The organism is Halolamina salifodinae (assembly GCF_017874235.1).
GTDB lineage: Archaea > Halobacteriota > Halobacteria > Halobacteriales > Haloferacaceae > Halolamina > Halolamina salifodinae.
In genome coordinates this window covers 174029-187467 of record NZ_JAGGLC010000003.1, presented here as the reverse complement: position 1 = coordinate 187467, position 13439 = coordinate 174029, and the positions used below count along the sequence as shown (strand labels likewise).

Below are 13439 nucleotides of genomic sequence, written 5' to 3'. Positions count from 1 at the left end.
GATGGCAGGAGCTTTCGACTATGCGCTGGCGATCGCGGTGTTACCGTTCCTCTCGTTCTGTCTCGCGGTCGGTGTCGCCCTCTCCGGGCGGGACCTGCTGCCCAAGGGGGGCGCGCTCCCCGGGATCGCGGCGACCGGCGGGTCGCTGCTGCTCTCGGCATGGGTGTTCCTCACGGTTAGCGGCGGCGAGACGTACAACGAGACGTTCTACACGTGGGCCGCCGGCGAGGCGGCCACCGGCAGCCTGAGCGAACCGCTCACGCTGTCGTTCGGTATGCTGCTCGACCCGCTGTCGGCGATGATGCTGCTCATCGTCTCGCTGGTCGCGCTGCTGGTCCACGTGTTCTCGCTTGGCTACATGAACGACGAGGGCGAGACGGGCCTCCCCCGGTACTACGCCGGCCTCGGCCTGTTCACCGCCTCCATGCTCGGGTTCGTCCTCGCGGACAACCTGCTCATGGCGTTCATGTTCTTCGAACTGGTGGGGCTCTGCTCGTACCTCCTCATCGGCTTCTGGTTCCGCCGTGAGGGGCCGCCGAGCGCCGCCAAGAAGGCGTTCCTGGTCACCCGGTTCGGTGACTACTTCTTCCTGATCGGCGTCGTCGCCGTCTTCGCGACGTTCGGGACGGCGAAGTTCGCCGGGGAGCACTCCTTCCCGCGCATCGCCGAGCACGCACTGGCAGGCGAAGCGACGGTCAACACGTTCCTCGGCCTCGAGCCGGCGGCGTGGTTCACCGTCATCGGTCTGCTGGTGCTGGGTGGCGTGATCGGCAAGTCCGCCCAGTTCCCGCTACACACGTGGCTGCCCGACGCGATGGAGGGCCCGACCCCCGTCTCGGCGCTGATCCACGCGGCGACGATGGTGGCCGCCGGGGTCTACCTCGTCGCCCGGATGTACGGGTTCTACGCGCTCTCGCCGACGGCGCTGGCGATCATCGCGCTTGTCGGCGCGTTCACCGCGCTGTTCGCGGCGTCGATGGGCCTCGTGAAAGACGAGATCAAGCAGGTGCTCGCCTACTCGACCATCTCCCAGTACGGCTACATCATGCTGGGGCTGGGGGCCGGTGGCTACGTCGCCGGGACGTTCCACCTGCTCACCCACGCCTTCTTCAAGGCGCTGCTGTTCCTCGGCGCCGGGTCGGTGATCATCGCGATGCACCACAACGAGGACATGTGGGAGATGGGCGGCCTGAAGGAGAGGATGCCCGTCACCTACTACACGTTCCTCGCTGGCTCGCTCGCGCTCGCGGGCATCGTTCCCTTCGCCGGCTTCTGGTCCAAAGACGAGGTGCTGTACGAGGCACTCGTCCACGGACTCGGCACCACGAGCGGCCTCGGCACCGCGCTGCTGGTCGCCTACGGGATGGGCCTGCTCGCGGTGCTGTTCACCGGCTTCTACACGTTCCGGATGGTGATGCTCACCTTCCACGGCGAGCCCCGCTCCGAGACGGCCCGCGAGGCCGCCGAGGGCGGCTGGAACGTGAAGCTCCCGCTGATCGTGCTCGGGATCCTCGCGACGACCGTCGGCCTGGTCAACATGACCCCCGTCGCCGACCTCACGGGGATGCACGATATCGAACTGCTCAACATGTGGCTCTCGGGTGCGCCCGAGTCGGTTTCCGTCGAGCAGTACCACCACCTGCTGGAGGAGTTCGGCGGGATCCACGCGGCCGACGTGCCGTCGTACCTCGCCGGGGGCCTCTCGCTGGCGCTCGCGCTGGTGGGCGCTGGCTCGGCGTACGTCCTCTACGGCGGCGCCGATCCCGAACCCCACACCGAGAAGCTGGGGAGCCTACGTGGGGTGCTGTACAACAACTACTACCAGGACGAGTACCAGGTCTGGCTCGCCGAGAACGTCGTGCTGCCGCTGTCGAAGGTCGCTGACGTGTTCGACCAGGCGGTCGTCGACGGCGTCGTCAACGGCGTCTCGAGCGTGAGCCTGTTCGGTGGCTCGCGGCTGAAGCGAGTGCAGGACGGGCTGGTGACTCACTACGCCGCGATGCTCACCCTCGGGCTGACGGTGTTGCTCGTCGGGTTCGCGGTCTACGGGGGGTGGTTCTGAATGCTTATCGAGACCCTCATCGGCTTCGCGTTCGTCGCCGCGCTGGTCACGTTCCTCGTGCCCGACGAGGTGGCCGGCCGCGTCGGCGCGGCGCTGAGCGTCGTCCCCCTCGTGGGGACGCTCTGGCTCTGGGCACAGTTCGACGGGAGCGGCAACGCCCTCACGGGCGGGACGCTCGCGTTCGAGACGAAGTTCGACCTGCTGACCCTCTCGGGCTATCAGGTGCAGTGGTTCACCGGCCTCGACGGTATCAGCCTCCCGCTGGTCGTGCTGACGGCGTTCCTGACGACGCTCGCCATCGTGAGCGCGTGGACGCCAATCGACAGCCGCCAGTCGCAGTTCTACGGGCTGATGCTGTTCATGGAGGCGAACCTGCTGGGGATGTTCACCGCACTGGACTTCTTCATGTGGTTCGTCTTCTGGGAGGCGACGCTGCTGCCGATGTACTTCCTGATCGGCGTCTGGGGCGGTCCGCGCCGGAAGTACGCCGCGATCAAGTTCTTCGTCTACACGAACGTGGCGAGCCTGCTGATGTTCGTGGGGTTCATCGCGCTCACCTTCGGCGGTCTCGGTGACAGCATCGACACGCTGTCGCTGCCCGCCGTCGCGATGGCGCTCGAAGCCGGCGGCAACGTCGGCTCGTTCATGGGGCTGGGCCCCGAGGCGCTGAAACTGGTCGCGTTCCTCGCGATGTTCGTCGGGTTCGCGGTGAAGGTGCCCGTCGCACCGCTGCACACGTGGCTGCCGGACGCCCACGTCGAGGCACCCACGCCGGCGTCGGTGATGCTGGCGGGGGTGCTGCTGAAGATGGGGACGTACGCAATGTTGCGGTTCAACTTCACGATGCTGCCCGACATCGCGTCGGATCTCGCGATCCTGATCGCCGCACTCGGTGCGTTCTCGGTGATCTACGGCGCGATCCTCGCGCTGGCACAGGAGGACCTCAAGCGCATCGTCGCCTACTCGTCGGTGTCGTCGATGGGCTACGTCCTCCTCGGACTCGTGGCGTTCACCGAGTTCGGCGTCGCGGGTGCGACCTTCCAGATGATCGCTCACGGCCTGATCTCCGGGCTGATGTTCATGGCCGTCGGCGTCATCTACAACACGACCCACACCCGGATGGTCGGCGACATGTCCGGGCTGGCAGACCGGATGCCGGTCACGGTCGGCATCCTCATCGCCGGCGCCTTCGGCTACATGGGGCTGCCCCTGATGGCCGGCTTCGCCGGCGAGTACTTCATCTTCGTCGGGTCGTTCCACTCGACGGTGATCCCGAGCGCGCCGCTGTTCACCGCAGTCGCGATGTTCGGCATCGTCATCGTGGCGGGCTACCTGCTGCTGGCGATGCAGCGCACCCTGTTCGGGCCGTTCAGCCTCGACGCCGACTACGAGGTCGGCCGCGCCCCGTTCCACGACGTGGCGCCGCTGGCGGTGCTGCTGCTCGCCGTCATCGCCCTCGGGGTCAAGCCTGACCTGTTCCTCGACATGATCCTGAACGCGATTGCCCCGCTGGTCGGAGGTGGTGCCTGATGGTGACGGCACCGCCCATGACGCCGACCTACCTGCTGGGGCTCACGGCGCTTGCGGTGTTGCTCTACGACAGTCTGCGGACCGACGACGGCGGTGCGGGCGTGCTCACGGGCATCTCCGTGGTCGGCGCGCTGGCGTCGCTGGGGACCGCAGGCTGGTTCCTGACGGCCGACACCGGCCTCGTGGCCGGCATGTCCGAGTTCAGCGGCGCCGTCGTCGTCGACGGCATGTCGCTGTTTTTCACCGCGCTGTTCGCGGCGGTGACGGTCCTCGTGACGCTCGGCGCCCACGACTACGACCCCATCGACGGCAAGCGGGGCGAACTGTACGGTCTCGTGCTGCTGGCGGCGACGGGGATGTCGGTGATGGCGAGCGCGAACTCGCTGGCGACGGCCTTTGTCGCCCTCGAGCTCGCGAGCCTACCGTCCTACGCGCTGGTGGCGTTCCTCAAACAGGACCGCGGGAGCACCGAAGCAGGGCTGAAGTACTTCCTGATCGGCGCGCTCTCCTCGGCCATCTTCGTGTTCGGCATCTCGCTCGTCTACGCCGCGACCGGGTCGCTGCTGCTACCCGACATCGCGGCGGCGTTCGAGTCCGGTCTCGGTGAGCGGACCGGTATCGCCGGCGTCGGCGTGCTGATGATCGCCGGCGGCGTCGCGTACAAGACCGCCTCGGTGCCGTTCCACTTCTGGGCGCCCGAGGCCTACGAGGGGGCACCCGCGCCGGTCTCGGCGTTCCTCTCCTCGGCGTCGAAGGCCGCCGGCTTCGCGCTGGCGTTCCGCGTGTTCGTCGTCGGCTTCCCGCTGGGGGCCGCGACGAGCGCCGGCATCGACTGGGCGCTGCTGTTCCAGATCCTCGCGGTGGCGACGATGGTGCTCGGTAACTTCGCCGCGGCCACCCAGGACAAAGTCAAGCGGATGCTCGCGTACTCCTCCATCGGGCACGCGGGCTACGTGCTGATCGGCCTCGCGGCGCTGTCGGCCGAGGCCAGCACCAACGGCGACGTGATGGGCGCCGCGATGGCCCACCTGTTCGTCTACGGGTTCATGAACACGGGCGCGTTCCTGTTCGTGGCGCTGGCCGAGAACTGGGGCGTCGGGCGCCGGTTCGAGGACTACAACGGACTGGGCGCCGAGAAGCCGTTCGCCGCGGTGGCGATGACGGCGTTCCTGTTCTCACTGGCGGGCGTCCCGCCGCTGGGCGGCTTCTTCTCGAAGCTGTTCCTCTTTGCGGGCGCCGTCGACGCCGGCCTCTGGTGGCTGGCGGTGATCGCCGTGATCAACAGTTCGCTCTCGCTGTACTACTACTCCCGCGTCGTGCGGGCGCTGTGGTTCGAGGAGGGCGACCACGACCTGAGCGGGGCCCCGACGGCCCTCTACGCCGCACTGGCTATCGCGCTGGTCGGTACCGTGGTCCTCCTCCCCGGCTTCGGGCCGGTGATCGAGACCGCACAGGAGGCCGCGACGGCGCTGTTCGCCTGACCGGCGACATCCCTTTTTACTCGCGCAGAACGCCCCGAACCGCCGCCGAGAGCTCCGTATCGCGATCCATCTTGATCCCGTCCGTGGTGGCGACGACGCTGGTGTCGCCGACCTGGATCCGGGCGACGTAGCCGTTCTCGAACGCACAGACAGTTCGCCCGCCATCGGCGCCAGCGGACGGCGGCGACGGTCGGCCGCCGTCGGTAAGCACCGGCGACTGGCAGGACGCGCCGTCAGCCATGGCCTCGTGGACGGGGGCGTCAGCCCGGGCCGGGAGGTCGCTGCGTCGGTAGAGCGTGCCGCTGTGGTCGGGGCCGTCGACGCTCACGCTCCGGAGCCGGTCGCCGACGACACCCCGACAGGCGTGTTCGAGTGCCTGCACCTGCGAGTCGGTCGAATCGTCCGTTTCTTGTGGCATGTTCACTAGTAACACGATTATCCGTTATGAATCTGTCGGCGGCCCCGTTAGACAGATGACCCACCCGGGCCAGCAACGGGTATGCACGGACGCGTCGCCGAGTTCGCCGACATCGCCGAGGAGCGCTACGGCCTGTCTATCGACCCCGTCGAGTTCCCCGAGGAGGGGACGCCAACGGCCGCCGACGCCGCGGCGGCGGTGGGCTGTGACATCGCCCAGATCGTCAACAGCCTCGTGCTCTCGGTCGACGGCGACCCGGTGCTCTGTCTCACCTCGGGCGCCGAGCGCGTCGACGAGGCGGCACTCGCGGCGTGGGCCGGCGTCGACGAGAGCGCCGTCTCGATGGCCGACCCCGAGGACGTGCGCGAGGCGACCGGGTGGGCCATCGGCGGCGTCCCGCCGATCTGCCACGAGACCGATCTCCCCACGCTGCTGGATCCGGCGCTGCGCGAGTCCGAGACGGTCTGGGCTGCTGCAGGCACACCAACGTCGATGTGGGAGATCGAGCCGGCACGGCTCCGAGACACAGCGGGCGCCGAGGTGGTCCCCTTCACCGAGTAGGGGCAGCCGGCTCGGACCGCTACGCTTATCCGGGTTTGGGCCTGCCTAAACCATATGGAACGCGCGGGTGATCACCGTGGCGAGTGAGACGGGGGAGGTCGTCCCGGAGCTTCGGTCAGCCGTTTCGTGGATCGACGCGCGGCTTGCCGGCCTGATTCTCGGGAGCTGTGCCATCGTCGCCGCCGCCGGCCTCGTGCAGGTCAGCTTCGGCACGTACACGATGTCCATCGCCGACGCCTGGGCCGCGGTGTTCGACCCCGCCGTCTGGACGAACCCCCAGTATCCGCTTCGTCTGCTGCTCGGCGACTGGCTGGGGACGGAGGTCGCACGCCTGCTCGGCTTCTCGACGGCGCCGGTCGACCTCGCGCGGGAGAGCCTGATCGTCTGGGGGCTTCGCCTGCCGCGGGTGCTCGTCGCTGTGCTGGTGGGGACGAACCTCGCCATCTCCGGGGCGGTGTTTCAGGCGGTCACGCGCAACGAACTCGCCTCGCCGTTCATTCTCGGGGTCTCCGCGGGGGCTGGGCTGGCAATCCTGCTCACGCTCGTGGTGTTCTCCGGGCTCGCGACCTTCCTCCCGCTGATCGCGGCGGGCGGCGGCGCCATCGCGTTCGCGCTCGTCTACGCCATCGCGTGGAAGGGCGGCACGAACCCGGTTCGGCTGGTGCTCGCGGGCGTCATCGTCTCGACAGTGTTTGGCTCGATGCAGACGGGCCTGTTTTTCTTCACGGAGGATCTGGGCGTCGTTCAGTCCGCGATTTCGTGGACCACGGGCTCGCTGACCGGCGTCGACTGGGAGCAGGTCCGGATCGCGCTCCCGTGGACGGTGCTGTTTACGGTGCCGCTGACGCTGCTGGGCGCCCGGCAACTCAACGTCCTGTTGCTCGGCGAGCGCACCGCGCGTTCGCTGGGGATGTCCGTCGAGCGCGTTCGGTTCCTGCTCTCGGCGGTCGCGGTGCTTGCGGCCGGGACGGCCATCGCCGTCGCCGGCATCGTGAGCTTCGTCGGCCTGATCGTTCCCCACATGGTCCGACAGCTTGTCGGCTCGGACTACAAGCGCGTGGTGCTCGGGAGCGTCTTCGCCGGGCCCGCGCTGGTGGCCGTCGCCGACGTGGGCGCACGGCTGGCCGTGCCGGGCACCCAACTCCCGGTCGGCATCGTCACGGGGCTGGTCGGCGGCCCGTACTTCCTCTACCTGATGCGCAAAACCGAGGTCGGTGAACTATGAGCAAAGGCGACACCCCTGACTCGACGGACAGCATCGCGGGACCGAGCGGCGACGCCATCGACGTCGACGGCGAGCCGCCCGAACTGGAGGCCAAAGAGCTCACGCTGTCCTACGAGCCGGGTAAGCCGGTGGTCGAACTCGACCGGCTGACCGTCCCCGCCGGCGAGGTGACCGCGCTGGTCGGCCCGAACGGCTCCGGGAAGTCGACGCTGCTGAAGTCGATGAACGCCGAACTCAACCCCGAGGACGGCACCGTCTACTTCGACGGCCGGGACGTCAAGCAGTACGGCACGACCGAACTCGCCCAACAGCTCGGCCTGCTCTCCCAGCAGAACACCGCGCCGGCGTCGACGACGGTCCGGGAGCTTGCAGCCCACGGGCGCTACCCCCACCGTGGCTTCTTCGACTCGCTGAGCGAGGGCGACGAGCGCGCCATCGACCGCGCGCTCGAACGTGTCGGCGTCGACGACATCGCCGACCGCCCGGTCGGCGGGCTCTCGGGCGGCCAGCAACAGCTTGCGTGGCTCGCCATGACGTTCGCCCAGGAGACCGATGCGCTACTGCTCGACGAGCCGACGACGTTCCTCGACCTGCACCACCAGCTTCGCGTGCTGCGCGCGGCCCGCGAACTCAACGAGGAGCGCGGCGTGACGGTCTGCGTGGTCCTCCACGACATCGGGCAGGCAGCCCGGTTCGCAGACAACCTCATCGCGCTGCGTGACGGCACTCCCTACGAGTGGGGCCCCCCCGACGAGGTGGTCACGCCGGACCTGCTGGAGGACGTGTTCGGCGTCGAAGCCGAGGTCGGCTTCGGCCCCGAGGGACCGACAATCGTGCCCCGACGACCCGTCGAAGACGACTGAGGCCGCCCCGTTCTCTCCACCGTTTGCGACCTCGATTAGCGGCGCCGCCGAGAGTTGCCCCCGTCGGGAGATATAAGTAGCCACAACACAACTCTTGATTTAGACGCGTCTAATTATGTCCGAGATCCTCGATATCTTCCTCGTCTCCGTGCGGGACGGGTTCCTGCAGGTGAGCGCCTTCGTCGCGGTGACGGTACTGCTGTTTAGCTACGTCCAATACCGAACCGGGGGGCGACTGATCGCCGCCATCGAGGACCACGAGCGCGCCCAGCCGCTGATCGGCGCGCTGATGGGGCTCACCCCGGGCTGTGGCGGCGCCATCGTGATGATGCCGCTGTACGTCCGCGGGTCGATCAGCTTCGGCACCGTGGTGGCCACGCTGGTGGCCACCGCCGGCGACTCGGTGTTCGTGATCATCGCGCTGGCGCCCGAGGCGGGGCTCTACGCCTACGCCGCCGCGCTGGTCGCGGGCACGCTGTTCGGCTACGCCATCGACCGCTTCGGCCTCGGCGTCGGGCGCGTCGACGCCGCCGTCTCGGAGGTCAGCCGGGCCACGTCGACGGCCGCCCACCGTGTCCCGACCGGGAGCGGCGTCCACCACTACGAGGAGGCCGCCGTCGCGGACGTCGAGGAGGCCGCGGACGGCGGCGAGGCAGTCTCCCGGGAGGCCACGGGGGCGCTCTGGCATCTGAGCAACGCCGCGCTCTGGGGCTGGTGGCTCGCGGCCGCCGCGGGGCTGGTGATCGGGATCGCGTTCCTCGCCCGCGGCGCGCCCGAAATCGCGCTCAGCCTCGGCACGAACTTCGCGGGCGCATTCACCGTCGTCGGCCTCGTGGGGACCACGCTCTCCTTTTACCTCTACTTCGTGGGCCGACACCACCTCGGCCACGGCGCCATCGGCGAGGCCGAGGACACGTTCGAGAACGCCCGCGAGACGCTGCTACACGCCGCGATGGAGACCTCCTTCGTCACCGTCTGGGTGATCGCCGCCTACCTGCTCTACGAGTACGGCATCGTGTTCACCGGCATCGATGTCGCCGCGGCCGCGGCCGCCGCGGGCGTGCTCGCACCCATCGGCGGCGCGCTGATCGGCGTGATCCCCGGCTGTGGCCCCCAGATCGTGCTCGCGACCGCCTACGCCGAGGGTGCGATCCCGTTCTCGGCGCTGACGGCCAACGCGATCAGTCAGGACGGCGACGCGCTGTTCCCGCTGCTGGCCATCGACAAGACCGCCGCCATCGTCGCCAGCATCTACACCACGATTCCGGCACTGATCGTCGGCGTCGGCCTGCATCTGCTCTACGGCCCGATGTTCGGCTTCGGCGTGCTCTGAGCGGCCTGAACCGTTTTCCGGGAGCCACCCCTCAGATCACTCATGACCGAGAACGATACCGGCGAAAGCGTCCAGGTCTGGCTCGTCGAGCGTACCTACTCCGACGACGAACAGAACATCGTGATCCTCGTCTACGCCACGCCGGACGGCGAGCGCTACCTCAGAAAGGAGCGCGCACTGACCTCCTTCGACGACCGGCGGGACACCACCGCAGCCATCGACGCCGACCCCGGCAACCTCGGCGAGACCGACGAGGACAAACTCGAACAGTACGCCGCCGAGGCCGAACGCATGGCCGAACAGCACGATCCGGACGACCTCATCTGACTCCCGGCGGCTGGGCGGACAGCGTCGACTGGCTCAACAGCGCCAGCCCCGATCCGTCTCGTTCAGGCGCTCACAGCCGTCCTCGGTGACCACGACCAGATCCTCGATGCGGACGCCGAACTCACCGGGGAGGTAGATTCCCGGTTCGACGCTGAACACCATCCCCGGCTCCAGTTCCCGGTCGTTGCCCTCGACGATGTACGGCTCCTCGTGCACGTCGAGGCCGACACCGTGGCCGGTGCGGTGGATGAACTCCTCGCCGTAGCCCGCGTCTTCGATGACCTCGCGAGCGGCGGCGTCGACGGCCTCCGCCGTGACACCCGGCTCGACGGCCTCGACGCCGGCCTGCTGAGCTTCTTCGACGACTTCGTGGACCTCCTGGACCGCCTCGCTCGGTTCGCCGCCGAAGACGAGGGTACGAGTCTGGTCAGACGGGTACCCATCGACGCGGGTGCCGAAGTCCAGTACGACTGGCTCGCCGGGGGTTATCTCCCGGTCGCTGTGGTGATGGTGCGGCTTCGCGCCGTTCGGGCCGGCGCCGACGATGGTCGCGAAGGAGACCCCCGTGCCGCCGTTGGCTTCGAGCAGTTCCTCGATCTCCGCGGCGAGTTCGGCCTCCGTGAGCCCCAGCACTTCCTCGCCCATCGTCCGGAGGTCCCGGACCGTCTCGTCGGCGACGGCACCGGCCCGGCGCATGGCGTCGAGTTCGGCCTCGTCCTTCCGCACGCGGAGGTCGCCGACCACCTCGCTGGCGAGGCCGAAGGTTGACTCTGGGAGGGCGCTGCGGAGGTCCTGGGTGAACAGCGCCCACATGGTGTCGTCGACGAGCAGGTGGCCCCCGGCGAGGTCGAGTTCCTCGGCGATGGCGGCGATTCGGGGGACGGGGTTCTCGGCGTCCGCCCACGTGCGCACGTCGGCGACCCACGAGGCGTCGTGGATCTGTTCGCCCGAGAGCGCCGGCACGAAGAAGACGGGGTCGCCCTCGGCGGGGACGAACAGCAGCAGGTGGCGTTCGGCTGGCTCCTCGGCGTAGCCCGCGAGATAGCGGAGGTTCCGGCTGGGGAACAGGACGAGGCCGGCGTCGCCGCGGTCGCGCAGGCGCTGCTGGGCGTCGCGGGTCCGGCGCTCGAAGCTGTCGGCGTCGCTCATGGGCGGAGACGTGCCGGCGGGGACGAATAGCTGCCGGAGGGAGACAGTTCCTTCGGCGGACCGGGGCTACTGCAGGCGTTTGGTCGTCTCGATCAGCGGGTGACGGGCGTAGTCGACGACCGCCACGTCGTCGATGGAGTCGAGCCCTTCCTTCTCCGCGGTGCGCTCCATCCCCAGCGTCACTGGCTCGTCGGCCTCGACGACGATGACGTAGGCGTCGGTCTCCTCGACGCCGAGGCGGTCGGCCGCCAGTGCGCGGTGGTGGCCGTCAGTCAGCAGCAGTCGTTCCGAGTCCCCCGTGGCGTTGGCGATGACCACCAGCGGCTCCGCGAGGCCGTGTTCGAGTTCGTAGCGCCGCCCCTCGAGTTCGTCGGCGTAGACGCGGTCCTGCGTGGGCACGAGGTCCTCGAGGCGGACCTTCCGGCGCTCCTGGCGCACCCGCACGTCGTGGATATGTTGGAGCGTCTCCATCAGTTCCCCCACCTTCTCGGGGGTGGCGCGCTCGATTTGGCTGCGCACCACGTCGGTGTTGGAGATGATCCCCGCGAGGTTGCCGGCGTCGTCGACGACCGGGAGCTTCTGGATCCCCGAGCGCAGGATCACGCGCGCGGCGTCGGTCACGTCCATCTCCGGGTGGGCGACGACGATATCCTCGACCATCACGGTGAAAATCGGGGCGTCCTCGTCGGACAGCAGCAGGTCCCGCGCGGAGACGAACCCCTCGACTTTCCGGCCGTCGACGACCGGGAAGCCGTTGTGGTCGCTCTCGACGATGCGGCGAGCCACGTCGGCTACCGTGTCCTCGGCCTCGACGGTCGCCACCTCCCGGGTCATGTACTCCTTGACCCGCGCTTTGGCACTCATTACGCGGCGTTGGGGCCGGCCGACGAAAAAGGGTCAGGTCCGGGTCAGGTGGTGTCCGTCCCGTCGTCGGTCGTCTCGCGGTCGGCCGACTCCTCGTCGACGACCAGCGCGTCGCTCAGCCCGCCCCTGGAGGGGTACGCCAGCGACGCGGCGCCCTCGGGCGCGTAGTCGTACTCCAGTCCCTCGTCAGCCGTCGGCGCGTCGGGCGCGTCCGAGAGTGCGTCGAAGAACCGCTCGTCGACGACTTCCCAGACCACTTCGGTCAACGATCCGGTTAGCTCCGGGCCGGTCTCGCCGAGGATCCCCAGCGGGATCTGGGCGCCGGCCATGTCCGCGTGGCCGCCGGCGTCGCCGATAGCGCCGAACGCGTCCCGGAGCGTCTCCCCGAGGTCCAGATCCGAACCGCGGGCGCGGCCGGAGACGTAGATAGTGTCCTCCATGAAGCCATAGACCAGCGTGATCTGGACGCCCTCCATGTCCAGCAAGCGCTCGGCGGCTTGGGCCAGCGCGTCGCGGTCCCGGATCTCGCCGACACAGGTCGAGAGTGCCCCGTTGCGGACGGTGCGTTTCTCGATGGCCGCCGCGAGCACCGAGAGCGTCTCCAGCGAGACGCTGGGCGACTCGACCCGGGAGAGCGTGTCGGAATCGACCGCGGGGATCAGCGAGGCCGCCGCCGCGAAGTCGGCTTGTGAGGCCTCGCGAGTGAACTCCTTGGTGTCGATCTGAATGCCGTAGAGAAGCGCCGTCGCGGTCGTCGTGTCGGCGGTCACGTCGAACCGCTCGAGATACTCAGCGAGCAGCGTGCTCGTGGCGCCGACGCCGCTGCGCAGGTCGACGAACTCCCCGTCGACAGGGCCCCGCGGCGGGTGGTGGTCGATCACCACGTCGATCTCGGTGTCCGCAGGCAGGCTGTCGTTGATGCCCGGCCGAGAGTGATCGACGAGCGCGATGCCGCCGTACTCCTCGATTTCACCGATCTCGAGCTCCCGCAGCGGCAGTTCGAGCAGATTGACCAGCGCTCGGTTCTCCTGGTGGCTGATCTCGCCGTGGTAACAGGGTTCGGCCTCGACCCCGATGCGGTCGGCGAGGCGACAGAGCGCCACCGCGCTGGCGATAGCGTCCGGGTCCGGGTTGTCGTGGGCGACGACGGCGACTGGCTCCTCGGCGGCCAACAGTGCCTGTCGCAGGCCGCGTGCGCGCTCGCTCTCGAAACCAACCGTTCGGTCCAGCACGCGCTCGGCGAGCGCGGTAGTGGGGTCGATGACCCGGTCGGCCGTCGCCTCGATGGCGTCGACGGTCTCGCGGGCGGGGTCCTCGCCGGCGTAGACCACCAGCATCGCGTCGGGGAACGCCTCGCGGGCCGCCCCAGCGACCTCACGGTTGCGCTCGGGGTCGTCGGCGGCGACGAGTATCACGTCGGCGTCGGGTTCGTAGGCGACTGGGTCGGTGGGGTCGCCCTCCACAGCGGCGACGTTCGCTTCGCGGAGGCTCTCGGCGCGGGTCGGCTCGTCAGTGACGACCGTCGACGCGCCGTCGCCCAGCCACTGGAGGAGGTCGAAACCGACCCCGCCACAGCCCAACACCAGCCGGGTAACCATAGTCGGGAGAGGAAGGGAGCGCGGGAAA

12 protein-coding genes are annotated in these 13439 nt (G+C 68.9%); 8 read left to right on the top strand and 4 right to left on the bottom strand.

The window, feature by feature from the left end:
* Nucleotide 1: 1 nt before the first annotated feature.
* Genes nuoL through J2753_RS07910 form a run of 3 tightly spaced genes read left to right on the top strand, consistent with a single transcriptional unit; the run spans nucleotide 2 to nucleotide 5073 of the window.
* Nucleotides 2-2062, top strand: coding sequence for an NADH-quinone oxidoreductase subunit L (nuoL, locus tag J2753_RS07920; RefSeq protein ID WP_209491400.1), 2061 nt, complete (start codon nucleotides 2-4; stop codon nucleotides 2060-2062).
* Nucleotides 2063-3592: a complex I subunit 4 family protein gene (locus tag J2753_RS07915; RefSeq protein WP_209491399.1), complete on the top strand. Its 1530-nt coding sequence runs from the start codon at nucleotides 2063-2065 to the stop codon at nucleotides 3590-3592. It abuts the gene before it with no gap.
* Nucleotides 3592-5073 carry an NADH-quinone oxidoreductase subunit N gene (locus J2753_RS07910; RefSeq protein ID WP_209491398.1) on the top strand — a complete coding sequence of 494 codons (1482 nt, stop codon included), beginning with the start codon at nucleotides 3592-3594 and terminating at the stop codon, nucleotides 5071-5073. The genes J2753_RS07915 and J2753_RS07910 overlap by 1 nt, the downstream gene beginning before the upstream one ends.
* A 16-nt stretch (nucleotides 5074-5089) precedes the next feature.
* Here the strand turns inward: J2753_RS07910 and J2753_RS07905 are convergent, their stop codons facing one another.
* Nucleotides 5090-5491 (bottom strand): DUF7522 family protein, encoded by a 402-nt coding sequence (locus J2753_RS07905; RefSeq protein WP_209491397.1) that lies wholly within the window; start codon nucleotides 5489-5491, stop codon nucleotides 5090-5092.
* 81 nt (nucleotides 5492-5572) lie between these two features.
* On the opposite strand from J2753_RS07905, the gene J2753_RS07900 reads away from it, so the two are divergent.
* The 5 genes from J2753_RS07900 (at nucleotide 5573) to J2753_RS07880 (ending at nucleotide 9800) form a co-directional block, all read left to right on the top strand.
* The gene (locus tag J2753_RS07900) at nucleotides 5573-6052 is read left to right on the top strand and encodes a YbaK/EbsC family protein (protein ID WP_209491396.1); all 480 of its coding nucleotides are present in this window, start codon (nucleotides 5573-5575) and stop codon (nucleotides 6050-6052) included.
* A gap of 67 nt (nucleotides 6053-6119) precedes the next feature.
* Nucleotides 6120-7277 (top strand): FecCD family ABC transporter permease, encoded by a 1158-nt coding sequence (locus tag J2753_RS07895; RefSeq protein WP_379810698.1) that lies wholly within the window; start codon nucleotides 6120-6122, stop codon nucleotides 7275-7277.
* Nucleotides 7274-8140: an ABC transporter ATP-binding protein gene (locus tag J2753_RS07890; protein WP_209491394.1), complete on the top strand. Its 867-nt coding sequence runs from the start codon at nucleotides 7274-7276 to the stop codon at nucleotides 8138-8140. The genes J2753_RS07895 and J2753_RS07890 overlap by 4 nt, the downstream gene beginning before the upstream one ends.
* 115 nt (nucleotides 8141-8255) lie before the next feature.
* Entirely contained in the window at nucleotides 8256-9473 is a 1218-nt protein-coding gene (locus tag J2753_RS07885; RefSeq protein WP_209491393.1) for a putative manganese transporter, read from the top strand.
* Between the two features lie 42 nt (nucleotides 9474-9515).
* Nucleotides 9516-9800 carry a hypothetical protein gene (locus J2753_RS07880; protein WP_209491392.1) on the top strand — a complete coding sequence of 95 codons (285 nt, stop codon included), beginning with the start codon at nucleotides 9516-9518 and terminating at the stop codon, nucleotides 9798-9800.
* Between the two features lie 33 nt (nucleotides 9801-9833).
* Here J2753_RS07880 and J2753_RS07875 read toward each other — a convergent pair whose 3' ends face one another.
* From J2753_RS07875 to J2753_RS07865, 3 genes are all read right to left on the bottom strand, one after another.
* A complete protein-coding gene (locus tag J2753_RS07875) occupies nucleotides 9834-10949 on the bottom strand; it encodes a M24 family metallopeptidase (protein ID WP_209491391.1) in 1116 nt (371 codons plus the stop codon).
* A gap of 66 nt (nucleotides 10950-11015) precedes the next feature.
* The gene (locus J2753_RS07870; RefSeq protein WP_209491390.1) at nucleotides 11016-11813 is read right to left on the bottom strand and encodes a CBS domain-containing ParB/RepB/Spo0J family partition protein; all 798 of its coding nucleotides are present in this window, start codon (nucleotides 11811-11813) and stop codon (nucleotides 11016-11018) included.
* A gap of 44 nt (nucleotides 11814-11857) precedes the next feature.
* Nucleotides 11858-13411: a DHH family phosphoesterase gene (locus J2753_RS07865; protein ID WP_209491389.1), complete on the bottom strand. Its 1554-nt coding sequence runs from the start codon at nucleotides 13409-13411 to the stop codon at nucleotides 11858-11860.
* Nucleotides 13412-13439 lie beyond the last annotated feature (28 nt).